Raw genomic sequence first — 14,293 nt, 5'->3', positions numbered from 1 at the left:
CCACCGGAGCGGTGACCGTGGATCAGCTGGCCCTGTTGTTCATGCTGTTGCTCGGGGCCCTGCTGAGCGTCCCGATCGGCGACCGGCTCGGGCTGCCGGCGCCGGTGCTGATGACGCTCCTCGGGATCGTCCTGGCGCTGCTGGACTTCGTGCCCAACGTCGACATCCCGCCCGAGCTGATCCTGCCCGCGCTGCTGCCGCCGCTGCTGTACGCCGCCGTGCGGCGCACCTCCTGGCGGCAGTTCGCGGCCAACAAGCGCCCGATCTTCCTGCTGGCCGTCGCGCTGGTCTTCGTCACCATGGTCTGCGTGGCGTCCGTGGCCCACGCGATCGTGCCGGGGCTGCCGCTCGCCGCCGCTTTCGCGCTGGGCGCCCTGGTGGCGCCGCCGGACCCGGTCGCCGCGACCGCCGTCGCCGGGCAACTGGGGCTGCCGCGCCGCCTGGTGTCCATCCTGGAGGGCGAGGGGCTCTTCAACGACGTGACGGCCATCGTCCTGTACCACGTGGCCATCGCCGCGGCGGTCGGCGGCTCCTTCTCGCCGTGGCAGGCCGGGTTCGACCTCGTGCTCTCCGCCGTCGTCGCCGTCACCATCGGGCTCGCCCTGGGCTGGGGCTCCAACAAGCTCATGAGCGTGCTCGGCGACCCGACGCTGCAGATCGGCCTCACCCTGCTGGTGCCGTTCGTGAGCTACGTCGCCGCCGACGAACTGCACGGATCGGGTGTGCTCGCCGTACTCACCACCGCCATGTTCCTCGCCGAGTACGCCTCGGACGCCGACGACGTGATGACCCGGCTCGGCGGCCACACCGTCTGGGACGTGGTCGACACCCTGGTCACTGGGGTGGCCTTCGGACTGATCGGACTGGAACTGCACAACGCCGTGCGCACCGCCTCCGGCCGGTGGACGGAACTGCTCGGCTGGGCGGCGGCGATCCTCGGCGTCGTCGTCCTGGTCCGCCTGCTGTGGCTGCTGCCGGCCACCTGGCTGACCCAGCGGCTGCACGCCAGACGCGACCAGGACGAGGACATCCCGACGAGCTGGCGGGAGACGGTGGTCATGTGGTGGGCGGGGATGCGGGGCGTGGCCTCCGTCGCGCTGGCCCTGGCGATCCCGCTGGAGACGGACGACGGGGCGGCCTTCCCGCACCGGGAGGAGATCGTCTTCATCGCGTTCGGGGTGATCATGGGCACGCTGCTGTTGCAGGGCCTCACGCTCCCCTGGCTGGTGGGCAGGCTCGGGGTACGGGCGGACACCGAGCGGGAGCAGGAGTTCGAGCGGGACCTGGCGCTGCGGGCGGCCAGGGCGGCCAAGCAGCGGCTCAAGGAGATCGAGGCGGTGGAGGAACTGCCGGAGGAGCTGTCCGAGCAGATGCTGCGGCGCGCCTTCGACATCGGGATACGCATCAGCCCAGACCTCGGGGACGAGGAACGGCGCGAGGCGCAGGAGCAGCGGGCGCGGCGGATCAAACGGGTCCGGCGCATCCAGGGCGAGATGCTGAGCGCCGCCCGGCACGAGGTGCTGGCCGCCCGCAGCGAACCAGGTGCCGACCCGGAGATCGTCGACCGGGTCCTGCGCCACCTGGACGTGCGCAGCCTGCGCTGACCCCGGCGGGCGACCGCGCGGTCACAGGCTCTTGGCGGGGCGGCCCGGGAAGCGGCGGGCGTCCCCGTCGGAGGAGCGTCCGGCGGCCGCGTCCGGGGCGTGGCGGGCGTGCGGGAGGCCGGAACGGGGCGGGCGCAGGGCGGCGTCCGCCGTGTTGACCCGGGGCAGCGCGTAGGGGTGCTCGTCCGCCAGCCAGCGGATCATCCCCTCGCGGACCGCGACCCGCACCGTCCAGATGTCGTCCGCGTCCTTCGCCGTCACCAGGGCCCGCACCTCCATGGTGGTCGGGGTGGTGTCCGTGACGGTCAGGTTGTAGCTGCGCCCGTCCCAGGCCGGGCACTCGCGCAGCAGGTCGCGCAGCCGCTCCCGCATCGCGTCGAGCGGCGCCGAGTGGTCGAGGTGCCAGAACACGGTCCCGGTCATCTGCGGGGTGCCGCGCGACCAGTTCTCGAACGGCTTCGAGGTGAAGTACGACACCGGCATCGTGATCCGGCGCTCGTCCCAGGTGCGCACGGTCAGGTAGGTCAGCGTGATCTCCTCGACGGTGCCCCACTCGCCGTCCACCACGACCGTGTCGCCCATGCGCACCATGTCGCCGAAGGCGATCTGGAACCCGGCGAACAGGTTGCCCAGGGTGGACTGGGCCGCCACACCGGCGACGATGCCGATGATGCCGGCCGAGGCCAGCAGGGAGGCGCCCGCCGCACGCATCGCCGGGAAGGTCAGCAGCATCGACGACACGGCGACCACGCCCACGATCGCCGTGACCACCCTCATGATCAACGACACCTGCGTCCGCACCCGCCGGACCCGGGCCGGGTCCCGTTCGGCGTGGGCGTGCGCGTAACGCGAGTAGGACGTCTCGACGACCGCCGCGGCGATCCGGACCACCAGCCAGGCCACCGAGCCGATCAGCAGCAGGGTCAGCGTCCGGCCGACTCCGGTCTGATGCTCGGGGAACACCTCGGCCTCGACGTAGGAGCCTCTCAGCAGGCCCGCGCAGAGCGCGATCTGGTAGGGCACGCGGGCGCGCCGCAGCAGCCCCCACAGCGGTGTCTCCGGGTGGCGTCCGTCGGCCTTGCGCAGCAGCAGGTCGGTGGCCCAGCCGATGACCACGGTCAGCAGTACCGAGCCGCCGACCACGATCAGCGGGCGGAGTATCGTCTCCATCCCTCGAACGTAACCGGCCGCGCGGTGCTGTGAACCTGTGAGCTATCTCCCGCCCGGGGTATCGCCGGGCGCGGGCCCGTCACACCCGGCTGGCACCATGGCCTCATGAACATCGTGCTCTTTCACTCGACCCTCGGCCCGAGGCCCGCGGTGCGGCAGGCCGCCGACCGGCTGCGCGACGCCGGGCACCAGGTGTGGACCCCGGACCTCTTCGAGGGCCGTACCTTCGACTCGGTCGAGGAGGGCATGGCCCATCAGGACGGGATCGGCCGGGAGGAGCTGCTGAAGCGGGCGGTGCTTGCCGCCGCGCCCTATTCGGAGCGCGGGCTGGTGTACGCCGGGTTCTCGCTCGGCGCCTCCATCGCCCAGACCCTCGCCCTCGGCGACCACCGGGCGCGCGGGCTGCTGCTCCTGCACGGCACTTCGGACCTCGCGGCCAACGCCTCGGTTGACGAGCTGCCGGTCCAGCTGCACGTGGCCGAGCCGGACCCCTTCGAGACGGACGACTGGCTCAGCGCCTGGTACCTCCAGATGGGCCGGATCGGCGCCGACGTCGAGGTGCACAGATATCCCGGCGCCGGTCACCTCTACACCGACCCGGAGCTCGACGACTACGACGCGGAGGCGGCCGAGGCCACCTGGCGGGTGGCGCTCGGCTTCCTCGAGACCCTCCGGGAGGCTCAGACCGGGGCGTAGACCCGCTCGACGCGTCGGGTGCCGCTGCGCGTGCGGCAGGAGCGGGCCCAGGCGGAGGCGGCCGCCGCGTCGGTGCGGTCGGAGACGACGTAGTAGTCCAGCTGCGCCCGGTCCGCGGTGACGTCCAGCACGCCGTAGCCGTGCCGGTCGTGCCGACCCGGTGGGCGTGCCGGTTCGCGGCCCGGCAGCGGATCGCCGGAGGCGACGCCGAGCGCGCGAGTGGGCGAACTCGCGAGAGTTCGCCCACTCGTCAGACGGCGATCACCGGGTCACTTGGTGACGCCCGCGTCCTTCAGCGCCTTCTGCCACGCGTCGGGCGTGCTCGGGGTCTCGACCACCTTGTCGTTGATCTTGATGGTCGGGGTCGACTGGACGCCTTCGGCCTTGTCGAAGGACTTGCTCATCCGCATCGCCCAGGCGTCGTAGGTGCCCTTCTCCACGGCGTCCTGGAACTTCTTGTTGCCCTTCAGGGCGTCGACCGAGTCCGCCACCTTGATCAGGTAGTCGTCCTTGGCGAACTCGTCGGTCGACTCCTCGGGGTGGTACTTCGTGGAGTAGAGCGCGGTCTTGTAGTCGACGAACGCCTCGGGGCTGACGTTCAGCGCGGCGCCGAGCGCGCTCAGCGCGTTCTTCGAGCCCTCGCCGCCCAGGTTGCCGTCGAGGAAGGTGCCGACGGTGAAGGAGAGCTTGTAGTCGCCGTCCTCCATGCCCTTGTTGACGGTCTCGCCGATGCTCTGCTCCATCGCCGCGCAGCCCGGGCAGCGCGGGTCCTCGTAGAGGTGGATGACGTTGTCGGACTTGGACTCGCCGATGACGACGGTGGTGCCGTCCTTGCCGGAGGTGTTGGCCGGGGCCACCACCTTCGCCTCGGCGGCCTTGTCCCAGCCGCTGGGCTTGTTGCCCTGCACGACGGCGTAGCTGATGCCGCCGGCTATCGCCAGCACGCCGACGATGGAGGCGGCCACGATGACCTGGCGCCTGACCTTGTCGCGCTTGGCCTGGCGCTCGCGCTCCTGGCGCAGGCGCTCACGGGCCGCCGTCTTCGCCGCCTGGCTGTTCCGCTTGCTCATGATGGTGATCTCTCCGGGGACGCGCACACGGGGGTGTGCGGAAGTTCGTATGGGGGGACTGCCGTGCTCGGTGTGCTCGTGCGACTCGGCCGGTGCCGGGTCAGACGAGGGTGGCCACCGGGCACGGCGGTCCGCGACGTCCCAGGGAGTGCGTGAGGATCCGCTCGCGGGCACCGGCGGCGCGGCGGGCCGGGGGAGCCGGGCGGCGCACCGCCGGGGCCCGGCGCACGCCCACGGCGGCGACGGCGAGCAGCAGCGGCCGGAAGGTGGTCGCGGCCACCGCGCCGAGCAGCTGGGCCAGCGCCCGCTCGCCGCGCCGCAGCCAGGCCGCCGCCAGCAGCCCGACACCGACGTGCGCGCCGAGCAGCAGCCAGGCGGTGCCGGGGTCGGCCTGGGCCAGCACCGACGCCATCCGGTCCGTCTCGGCCCCGGTCACCCGGGTCAGCGGCGCGGTCACCCCGGCGTGGATGCCGGTCCCGTCGCCGCACAGCACGTCGAAGCCGACCGAGCGCAGCGGGCCCGCGACCGGGCCGCCCGCCCGGCCGTAGCAGACGTGCTGGCCGGTGGTGAAGACCGTGTCGGCGGCCAGCTCCAGCGGGATCAGCAGGGCGGCGATCCGCCCGAAGCCGCGCTCGCGCCGCCCGGCCAGGGCGTACGCGATCAGGAACACGGCGGCGGCGACGGCGGCCACCGTGGGCAGCGGCAGCGGAACCCCGGACAGCAGCACGTGCGACGCGGTGCTGAGGGTCACGGCGAGTGCCGTGAACAGCGCCGCGCGTACGGCTCTGAGCGGGGTTCCGGATATGTCCATAGCAGTAGAAGAGTGTGTCACGGGGTCCGGTAAGGGACCCCTAAAGGGTTCCTGTGAGACAGCCGACGGTTACCGAAACCGGAATGGTCACAGACCCGGGATCCGGCCGTTGCGGAACAGGTCGACGAAGGTCTGGTGGTCACCGCGCGCGCGTGCGCCGTAGCGGTGCGCGAAGTCGACCAGCAGGGGCGCGAAGCCCTCCTCGTCGGCCGCGATCGCCGCGTCGATGGCCCGCTCGGTGGAGAACGGCACCAGGGACTCCCCGGACTGGTCGTCGGCCGCCGCGTGCATGGTCGCGGTGGCCCGGCCCAGGTCGGCGACGACCTCGGCGATCTCCTCCGGGTCGTCGATGTCGCCCCAGTCCAGGTCGACCGCGTACGGCGAGACCTCGGCGACCAGCTGTCCGGCGCCGTCCAGCTCGGTCCAGCCCAGCCACGGGTCGGCGTGCGCCTGGAGGGCGCGCTGGGAGATCACCGTGCGGTGGCCCTCGTGCTGGAAGTAGTCCCGGATGGCCTGGTCGGTGATGTGACGGGAGACGGCCGGGGTCTGGGCCTGCTTGATGTAGATCACGACGTCGTTCTCCAACGCGTCGCTGTTGCCCTCCAGCAGGATGTTGTACGAGGGCAGGCCGGCCGAGCCGATGCCGATGCCCCGGCGGCCGACGACGTCCTTCACCCGGTAGGAGTCCGGGCGGGCCAGGGAGGACTCGGGGAGCGTCTCCAGGTAGCCGTCGAAGGCCGCGAGCACCTTGTAGCGCGTGGCGGCGTCCAGCTCGATGGAGCCGCCGCCGGGGGCGAAGCGGCGCTCGAAGTCACGGATCTCGGTCATCGAGTCCAGCAGCCCGAAGCGGGTCAGCGAGCGGGCCATCCGCAGCGCGCCGAGCAGCGGGCCCTCCGCGGTGTCCAGCGTGAAGGGCGGCACCTCGTCGCTCTTGGCGCCGGTGGCCAGGGCGTGGATCCGCTCGCGGTACGCGCCCGCGTACACCCGCACCAGCTCGGTGATCTGGTCGTCGCTGAACGCCTTCGCGTACCCGATCAGCGCGACGGAGGCGGCGAAGCGCTTGAGGTCCCAGGTGAAGGGGCCGACGTAGGCCTCGTCGAAGTCGTTGACGTTGAAGATCAGCCGGCCGGTGGAGTCCATGTACGTGCCGAAGTTCTCCGCGTGGAGGTCGCCGTGGATCCACACCCGGGAGGTCCGCTCGTCCAGGTAGGCGCCGCCGTGCTGATCACCGAAGTCCGGATCCTCGGTCAAATCGCGGTAAAAGAGACCCGCGGTGCCGCGGTAGAACGCGAAGGCGGAGGCCGCCATCTTCCGGAACTTCACCCGGAACGCCGCGGGATCCGCGGCCAGCAGCTGGCCGAAGGCGGTGTCGAAGACGGCGAGGATCTCCTCGCCGCGGTGCTCCTCGTTGAGCTGCGGGACCGACATGCCTGGTGCCTCCTGGTGCGGGTGGTGCCTCACGGATGGAGCGGATCTCCACTCGGGCCAACGTTCGAAGGGGTGCGGGAGTGCCCGCCCCAGAAGGTACGCGTGGTGGCCCTCGGAGTGTCAGTGCAGAGGCATAGACTTCGACGCTGACCCCCCGGATCGACCGCCGCCAGTCGTCCCCAGTTTTCCCAGGAGGCCGCACGTGTCAAAGCCGCCGTTCACGCACCTGCACGTCCACACCCAGTACTCGCTGCTGGACGGTGCCGCGCGGCTCAAGGACATGTTCGACGCGTGCAACGAGATGGGCATGTCGCACATCGCCATGTCCGACCACGGCAACCTGCACGGGGCGTACGACTTCTTCCACTCCGCGAAGAAGGCCGGAGTCACCCCGATCATCGGGATCGAGGCGTACGTCGCGCCCGAGTCCCGGCGCAACAAGCGCAAGATCCAGTGGGGCCAGCCGCACCAGAAGCGGGACGATGTGTCCGGTTCCGGTGGTTACACCCACAAGACCATGTGGGCGACGAACAGCAAGGGTCTGCACAACCTCTTCCGCCTCTCCTCCGACGCGTACGCCGAGGGCTGGCTGCAGAAGTGGCCGCGGATGGACAAGGAGACCATCAGCCAGTGGTCCGAGGGCATCGTCGCCTCCACCGGCTGCCCCTCCGGCGAGGTGCAGACCCGGCTGCGCCTCGGCCACTTCGACGAGGCCCTGAAGGCCGCCGCCGACTACCAGGACATCTTCGGCAAGGACCGGTACTTCCTGGAGCTGATGGACCACGGCATCGAGATCGAGCACCGGGTCCGCGACGGGCTCCTGGAGATCGGCAAGAAGCTCGGCATCCCGCCGCTGGTGACGAACGACTCGCACTACACCTACGCGCACGAGGCGACCGCCCACGACGCCCTGCTGTGCATCCAGACCGGCAAGAACCTCTCCGACCCGGACCGCTTCCGCTTCGACGGCACCGGCTACTACCTGAAGTCGACGGACGAGATGTACGCCATCGACTCCTCCGACGCCTGGCAGGAGGGCTGCGCCAACACGCGCCTGATCGCCGAGATGATCGACACGACCGGCATGTTCGAGAAGCGCGACCTCATGCCGAAGTTCGACATCCCCGAGGGCTTCACGGAGATCACCTGGTTCCAGGAGGAGGTCCGCCGCGGCATGGAACGCCGCTTCTCGGGCCAGGTCCCCGAGGACCGCCAGAAGCAGGCCGAGTACGAGATGGACGTCATCATCCAGATGGGGTTCCCGGGGTACTTCCTGGTGGTCGCCGACTTCATCATGTGGGCCAAGAACCAGGGCATCGCGGTCGGCCCCGGCCGAGGCTCCGCGGCCGGTTCGATCGTGGCGTACGCGATGGGCATCACCGACCTCGACCCCATCCCGCACGGCCTGATCTTCGAGCGGTTCCTCAACCCCGAGCGCGTCTCCATGCCCGACGTCGACATCGACTTCGACGAGCGCAGGCGCGTCGAGGTGATCAGGTACGTGACCGAGAAGTACGGCGCCGACAAGGTCGCCATGATCGGCACCTACGGCAAGATCAAGGCGAAGAACGCCATCAAGGACTCCGCGCGCGTGCTGGGCTACCCGTACGCGATGGGCGACCGGCTCACCAAGGCCATGCCCGCCGACGTCCTCGGCAAGGGCATCGACCTCAACGGCATCACCGACCCGACCCACCCGCGCTACAGCGAGGCCGGCGAGATCCGCTCGATGTACGAGAGCGAGCCGGACGTCAAGAAGGTCATCGACACCGCCAAGGGCGTCGAGGGCCTGGTCCGGCAGATGGGCGTGCACGCGGCCGGCGTGATCATGTCCAGCGAGCCCATCGTCGACCACGCCCCGATCTGGGTCCGGCACACCGACGGCGTCACCATCACGCAGTGGGACTACCCGCAGTGCGAGTCGCTGGGCCTGCTGAAGATGGACTTCCTCGGCCTGCGCAACCTCACGATCATGGACGACGCCGTCAAGATGGTGAAGTCCAACAAGGGCATCGACCTCGACCTGCTGTCGCTCCCGCTGGACGACCCCAAGACCTTCGAACTGCTGCAGCGCGGCGACACGCTGGGCGTCTTCCAGTTCGACGGCGGCCCCATGCGCTCCCTGCTGCGGCTGATGAAGCCCGACAACTTCGAGGACATCTCCGCCGTCTCCGCGCTCTACCGGCCCGGCCCGATGGGCATGGACTCGCACACCAACTACGCGCTGCGCAAGAACGGCCTCCAGGAGATCACGCCGATCCACAAGGAGCTGGAGGAGCCCCTCCAGGAGGTCCTCGCGGTCACCTACGGCCTGATCGTCTACCAGGAGCAGGTGCAGAAGGCCGCCCAGATCATCGCGGGCTACTCGCTCGGCGAGGCCGACATCCTGCGCCGCGTGATGGGCAAGAAGAAGCCCGACGAACTGGCGAAGAACTTCGTCCTCTTCCAGGCCGGAGCCAGGAAGAACGGCTACAGCGACGAGGCCATCCAGGCCCTGTGGGACGTGCTGGTCCCCTTCGCCGGCTACGCCTTCAACAAGGCGCACTCGGCCGCGTACGGCCTGGTCTCGTACTGGACCGGCTACCTGAAGGCGAACTACCCGGCCGAGTACATGGCCGCCCTGCTCACCTCGGTCAAGGACGACAAGGACAAGTCGGCCGTCTATCTGAACGAGTGCCGGCGCATGGGCATCAAGGTGCTGCCGCCCAACGTCAACGAGTCCATGTCGAACTTCGCCGCCCAGGGCGACGACGTGATCCTCTTCGGCCTCTCCGCCGTGCGCAACGTCGGCACCAACGTCGTCGAGTCGATCATCAAGTGCCGCAAGGCCAAGGGGAAGTACGCGTCCTTCCCCGACTACCTGGACAAGGTGGAGGCGGTCGTCTGCAACAAGCGGACGACGGAGTCGCTGATCAAGGCCGGCGCCTTCGACGAGATGGGGCACACCCGCAAGGGCCTCACCGCGCAGTACGAACCGATGATCGACAACGTGGTCGCGGTCAAGCGCAAGGAGGCCGAGGGCCAGTTCGACCTCTTCGGCGGCATGGGCGACGAGCAGAACGACGAGCCCGGCTTCGGACTCGACGTGGTCTTCGGCGAGGACGAGTGGGACAAGACCTACCTCCTCGCCCAGGAGCGGGAGATGCTCGGCCTCTACGTCTCCGACCACCCGCTCTTCGGCCTGGAGCACGTGCTGTCCGACAAGGCCGACGCGGGCATCTCCCAGCTCACCGGCGGCGACTTCGGAGACGGCGCGGTCGTCACCATCGGCGGCATCATCTCGGGCCTCCAGCGCAAGATGACCAAACAGGGCAACGCCTGGGCCATCGCCACCGTCGAGGACTTGGCCGGCTCGCTGGAGTGCATGTTCTTCCCGGCGACCTACCAGCTGGTGTCCACGCAACTCGTCGAGGACGCCGTGGTGTTCGTCAAGGGACGCCTCGACAAGCGGGAGGACATCCCCAGGCTGGTCGCGATGGAGCTGATGATCCCCGACCTGTCCAACGCGGGGACCAACGCCCCCGTCGTCCTCACCATCCCGGCGACCCGCATCACCCCGCCGATGGTCAGCAGGCTCGGGGAGATCCTCACCCACCACCGGGGCGACAGCGAGGTGCGGATCAAGCTCCAGGGGCCGACGAAGACGACGGTGCTGCGCCTGGACCGGCACCGGGTGAAGCCCGATCCGGCGCTCTTCGGCGACCTGAAGGTGCTGCTCGGGCCGTCCTGCCTGGCGGGCTGAGCGGGCTCGGGGGACTCGGAAGGAACGGGCGAGGGGCGCACCCGGCTGCCGGGTGCGCCCCTCGTCGTGCGGGGGCCGCGACGGCCCGTACCGCGGATGTCAGTTGTGGCCGAAGCGCTTGTTCCGCTTGCGGGCGGCCGCGTCGCCGGGCGTCGTCAGCTGCGGGGAGTGCTGCTCCTCGCGGTCCAGGACGGCCGACTCGGCGGTCTGCGGGGAGCGCTCGGCGCGGGGCTGCTTACGATCACGGTTGTTCTTGTTCTTGGCCATGGTGATCTACCTCCTGAGGGGGATCTAGGGGCCAGGGCCGGATCCAGATTCACACAGCCCAACAAAGAACGCATATCGGGCAATTACCGTCCGTGACGCGGCTCGACGGAGCGCGGGGCGCGGAAACGCCACGCCGAAGATCGAGTTCGGGCCGTTAACCTCCGCGCGGTCGGGCAGACTCGAAGGAAGCCCGAAGCAAACCTCCCGGAAAGAGGGTGGATCGCGTGGACCGCTGCATCGTCCTGGTGGACGCCGGGTATCTGCTGGGGGCCGCCGCGAGTCTCCTGGCGGGAGAGCCCTCGCGCTCGCGCATCACCGTCGACCACGCCGCCCTCATCCAGGGGTTGCGCGACCGTGCCGAGTCCGACACGCAGCAGCCCCTGCTGCGCATCTACTGGTTCGACGGCGCCCCGGACCGCGTCCCGCAGCCCGAACACCGGCGGTTGCGCGTGATGCCCCGGGTCACCGTCCGGCTGGGCGCCCTCACGCGCAGTGACGGACGGTGGGCGCAGAAGGGCGTGGACGCCGCCATGCACGCCGAACTGACCGAGCTGGCCCGCAACCGCGCCTGCTCCGACGTGGTCCTGGTGACCGGCGACGGCGACCTGCTGCCCGGCATGATGGCCGCCAAGGAACACGGCGTCGCCGTCCACCTGTGGGCCGTACAGGCCGCCGACGGCGACTACAACCAGTCCGAGGACCTGGTCGCCGAGGCCGACGAACGCCGGGTCCTGGACCGTACGTGGATCACGAAGGCGGTACGCGCCAAGGAATTCGGCGGCATCTGCGCGCCGCCGCCCGTGCCCCGCCCCGAGATCGCCGCGATCCTCTCCGCGCCGCTGCCCGAGTCCGCCCTGTCGGCCGCCCAGCGGCCCGCCGAGGCGCCCGAACACCCCACCACGGCCGCCGCGGGACCGACCGGCACCGAGGAACGGGTACCGCCCGCCAAGGGCGTCCCCACCCCCAAGGACCTCGCCGCCCTGCGCGCCCCCGGCGCCCCCCACCCGGCCCCGCAGCAGGCCAACGCCACCAACGCCACCCTGCGCTGGTCCTCCGACAAGGGCTGGGTCGACCGGCCCGCCGCCGAGCCCGCCGAGGCCGCCTCGCTGCCGACGCTGGCCCAGCTCACCACCGCCGAGCAGCGCTGGGCCGACCGCGAGGAGGACATCACCACGGTCGGCGGCGACCCGTACGAGGTGGGACAGGTCTTCGCCCGGCGCTGGCTCGAACGCCTCGGCGACCACGCCCACCTGCAGAAACTGTCCGGGATGTACCCGCGCATCCCGCACCGCGTCGACGGGGAGCTGCTGCGTTACGCGGCCCGGTTCGGGCTGCTCGCGCACAAGGACGACCAGATCGACGAGCACGACCGGTACGCCATCCGCGCCGGGTTCTGGCGGGAGATCGACGTCCGTACGGCGACCGAACGCACGCCCGCCGCCGAGTGAGACGCCCCGGCGTACCCGACCGGAGCGACTGCTGCTGAATCGACACTTATGGGCGGACCCGGGAGCGGGCCGGGGCGAGTGACCCCGTACTCTCGTCCCTTGTGAGTACGCGCGCGGCACAGGCACCTCGACCCGGTGGCGATGCCGTGTGCGTGGTGCGCGCACTGACCAAGACCTATCCGGCCCTGCGCGGCCGGCGCGGCGTACCCGCCACTCCCGAGGTGCGGGCCACCGACGCCGTCACCCTGGACATCCGCCGCGGTGAGATCTTCGGACTGCTCGGACCCAACGGCGCCGGCAAGTCCACCCTCGTGCGCCAGCTCACCGGGCTGATGCGGCCCGACGGCGGCAGCGTGGAGATCCTCGGGCACGACATCGTGCGCCATCCCGAGCGGGCCGCGCGGATCCTCGCCTACCTGGGGCAGGAGTCCAGCGCCCTGGACGAGCTGACCGTGTCGCTCGCCGCCGAGACCACCGGGCGGCTGCGCGGCCTCGAGGTGCGCCGGGCCCGCGCCGAGCGGGACGCCGTGCTCGAGGAACTGGGCCTGACCGGGCTCGCCGCCCGCCCGATCAAGAAGCTCTCCGGCGGCCAGCGCCGCCTGGCCTGCTTCGCCGCCGCACTGGTGGGGGAGCGGCCGCTGCTCGTCCTTGACGAGCCGACCACCGGCATGGACCCGGTGGCCCGGCGCGCGGTGTGGTCGGCCGTCGACCGGCGGCGCGCCGAACACGGCGCCACCGTGCTGCTCGTCACCCACAACGTCATCGAGGCCGAGACCGTGCTCGACCGGGTCGCCGTCCTCGACCGGGGCCGCGTGATCGCCTGCGACACGCCGTCCGGGCTCAAGGAGAAGGTCGCCGGAGAGGTCCGCGTCGACCTGGTGTGGCGGGAGAACGCGCCGCTGAACGTCCCCGAGGTCGCCGCCCTGCGCGACCGCGTGGTCGAGTCCGGGCGCCGCTGGACCCTGCGGCTCGCCCCCGAGGAGGCCCGCGCGGTCGTCGCCACCGTCACGGGCGGCGCCGCCTTCGCCGCCCTGGACGACTTCACCCTGGCCACGCCCAGCCTGGAGGACGTGTACCTGGCGCTGGGCGGCGCCGCGCGACAGGGGCTGGTGAGAGCGTGAGCACGCGAGCGGTGAGCACACCGGCCGCCGCATCCGTACCCGTCGGGGCGGCCGTCCCCGCCGGGGCGACCGCTTCGAACGACCCGAGCGAAGGGGAGCTGCGCGACGTGAGTGTCGTACCCGCCGATGCCCTGCGGGGCGCCGCCCCGGCAGCCGAGGGGCAGCGCGTGGCAGGACCGGCCGAGCTGGGGCCCAGGGCACGGCTGTGGCCCTCCCTGGTGGCCGTGTACCGGGCGCAGCTGTCCCGGGCGCGGGTCGCGCGCATCCCGCTGCTGTTCGTGGCGACCTTCCAGTCGATCGGCATCATGATCCTGATGCGCGGCGTCGTGGATGGCGGCGGCGAGGCGCGGGCCGTGGTCGCCGGGTCCGCGGTGCTCGTCGTGGCCTTCGTCGCGCTGAACCTCCTCGCCCAGTACTTCGGCCAGCTGCGCGGGAGCGGCGGCCTCGACCACTACGCGACGCTGCCGGTGCCGCCCGCCGCGGTGGTGCTGGGCGCGGCGGGCGCGTACGCGTCCTTCACCGTGCCCGGGACCGTGGTCACGGCGGTGTTCGGATGCCTGCTGTTCGGGCTGCCGATGACCCATCTGTGGGTGCTGGTGGCCGTGATCCCGCTGGCGGGCGCCGCCCTCGCGGGGCTGGGCGCGGCGCTGGGGCTGCTCGCACCCCGGCCCGAGTTCGCCACGCTCCTCGGCCAGCTCGGCATGTCGGCGGCCCTGCTGCTCGGCGTGCTGCCCCCGGAACGGATGCCGCAGGTGGTCCGCCTGGCCCGGGACCTGCTGCCGTCCACGTACGGCGTGGAGGCATTCGCGCGCACCTTCGGCGAGCGGCCCGACTGGGGCTTCGTCCTCGGCGACCTCGCGGTGTGCGCCGCGGTCGGGGTGATCTCGCTGGCCGTGGCCACCTGGGCGTACCGCCGGGCCGCCGTCCGGTGACGCG

The 14,293-nt window shown here is 71.2% G+C and carries 11 protein-coding genes and 1 pseudogene; 6 read left to right on the top strand and 6 right to left on the bottom strand.

Annotation, left to right across the window (positions count from 1 at the left end; all coding sequences use genetic code 11):
• Positions 1-17 precede the first annotated feature (17 nt).
• Positions 18-1,604: a Na+/H+ antiporter gene (locus tag IE258_RS30435; RefSeq protein ID WP_189748898.1), complete on the top strand. Its 1,587-nt coding sequence runs from the start codon at positions 18-20 to the stop codon at positions 1,602-1,604.
• A gap of 21 nt (positions 1,605-1,625) precedes the next feature.
• Here the strand turns inward: IE258_RS30435 and IE258_RS30430 are convergent, their stop codons facing one another.
• Positions 1,626-2,774: a mechanosensitive ion channel family protein gene (locus tag IE258_RS30430; RefSeq protein WP_189748896.1), complete on the bottom strand. Its 1,149-nt coding sequence runs from the start codon at positions 2,772-2,774 to the stop codon at positions 1,626-1,628.
• Between the two features lie 105 nt (positions 2,775-2,879).
• Here IE258_RS30430 and IE258_RS30425 point away from each other — a divergent pair, with 105 nt between their 5' ends.
• Entirely contained in the window at positions 2,880-3,470 is a 591-nt protein-coding gene (locus IE258_RS30425; protein WP_159326658.1) for a dienelactone hydrolase family protein, read from the top strand.
• On the opposite strand, the pseudogene IE258_RS30420 reads toward IE258_RS30425, so the two are convergent.
• From IE258_RS30420 to IE258_RS30405, 4 genes and pseudogenes are all read right to left on the bottom strand, one after another.
• A pseudogene (locus IE258_RS30420) lies at positions 3,455-3,654 on the bottom strand (alkaline phosphatase D family protein); the annotation flags it as partial. The gene IE258_RS30425 and the pseudogene IE258_RS30420 overlap by 16 nt on opposite strands.
• Before the next feature lie 85 nt (positions 3,655-3,739).
• A complete protein-coding gene (locus tag IE258_RS30415) occupies positions 3,740-4,540 on the bottom strand; it encodes a DsbA family protein (protein WP_189748894.1) in 801 nt (266 codons plus the stop codon).
• 100 nt (positions 4,541-4,640) lie between these two features.
• Positions 4,641-5,351, bottom strand: a complete 711-nt coding sequence (locus IE258_RS30410) for a hypothetical protein (protein ID WP_109031842.1) — start codon at positions 5,349-5,351, stop codon at positions 4,641-4,643.
• An 87-nt stretch (positions 5,352-5,438) separates the two neighbouring features.
• Positions 5,439-6,779 (bottom strand): DUF2252 domain-containing protein, encoded by a 1,341-nt coding sequence (locus tag IE258_RS30405; RefSeq protein ID WP_189748892.1) that lies wholly within the window; start codon positions 6,777-6,779, stop codon positions 5,439-5,441.
• 202 nt (positions 6,780-6,981) lie between these two features.
• On the opposite strand from IE258_RS30405, the gene dnaE reads away from it, so the two are divergent.
• Complete coding sequence (gene dnaE, locus IE258_RS30400; RefSeq protein ID WP_189748890.1) at positions 6,982-10,521, top strand: DNA polymerase III subunit alpha; 3,540 nt, start codon at positions 6,982-6,984, stop codon at positions 10,519-10,521.
• Positions 10,522-10,620: 99 nt separating this feature from the next.
• Here the strand turns inward: dnaE and IE258_RS30395 are convergent, their stop codons facing one another.
• On the bottom strand, positions 10,621-10,788 hold the full coding sequence (locus IE258_RS30395) for a hypothetical protein (RefSeq protein ID WP_189748888.1): 168 nt from the start codon (positions 10,786-10,788) through the stop codon (positions 10,621-10,623).
• A gap of 224 nt (positions 10,789-11,012) precedes the next feature.
• Between IE258_RS30395 and IE258_RS30390 the strand changes: the two genes are divergently transcribed.
• The 3 genes from IE258_RS30390 to IE258_RS30380 all read left to right on the top strand — a co-directional run bounded on the left by IE258_RS30390 (position 11,013) and on the right by IE258_RS30380 (position 14,289).
• Positions 11,013-12,236, top strand: a complete 1,224-nt coding sequence (locus IE258_RS30390; RefSeq protein WP_189748886.1) for an NYN domain-containing protein — start codon at positions 11,013-11,015, stop codon at positions 12,234-12,236.
• Between the two features lie 146 nt (positions 12,237-12,382).
• Positions 12,383-13,357 (top strand): ABC transporter ATP-binding protein, encoded by a 975-nt coding sequence (locus tag IE258_RS30385; RefSeq protein ID WP_189749020.1) that lies wholly within the window; start codon positions 12,383-12,385, stop codon positions 13,355-13,357.
• A 107-nt stretch (positions 13,358-13,464) separates the two neighbouring features.
• Complete coding sequence (locus IE258_RS30380) at positions 13,465-14,289, top strand: ABC transporter permease (RefSeq protein WP_189749018.1); 825 nt, start codon at positions 13,465-13,467, stop codon at positions 14,287-14,289.
• Positions 14,290-14,293 lie beyond the last annotated feature (4 nt).

Origin of the sequence: Streptomyces tendae (assembly GCF_014650435.1) — a bacterium.
GTDB lineage: Bacteria > Actinomycetota > Actinomycetes > Streptomycetales > Streptomycetaceae > Streptomyces > Streptomyces tendae.
Note: the sequence above shows the minus strand (reverse complement) of the source record. Positions and strands in the feature narration are given on the sequence as shown.

Excerpts from the sequence above, each read along its gene's own strand:
- IE258_RS30425 (WP_159326658.1), top strand. The coding sequence starts at position 2,880 with ATGAACATCGTGCTCTTTCACTCGACCCTCGGCCCGAGGCCCGCGGTG.
- IE258_RS30410 (WP_109031842.1), bottom strand. The coding sequence starts at position 5,351 with ATGGACATATCCGGAACCCCGCTCAGAGCCGTACGCGCGGCGCTGTTC.
- IE258_RS30415 (WP_189748894.1), bottom strand. The coding sequence starts at position 4,540 with ATGAGCAAGCGGAACAGCCAGGCGGCGAAGACGGCGGCCCGTGAGCGC.
- IE258_RS30405 (WP_189748892.1), bottom strand. The coding sequence starts at position 6,779 with ATGTCGGTCCCGCAGCTCAACGAGGAGCACCGCGGCGAGGAGATCCTC.
- IE258_RS30430 (WP_189748896.1), bottom strand. The coding sequence starts at position 2,774 with ATGGAGACGATACTCCGCCCGCTGATCGTGGTCGGCGGCTCGGTACTG.
- IE258_RS30395 (WP_189748888.1), bottom strand. The coding sequence starts at position 10,788 with ATGGCCAAGAACAAGAACAACCGTGATCGTAAGCAGCCCCGCGCCGAG.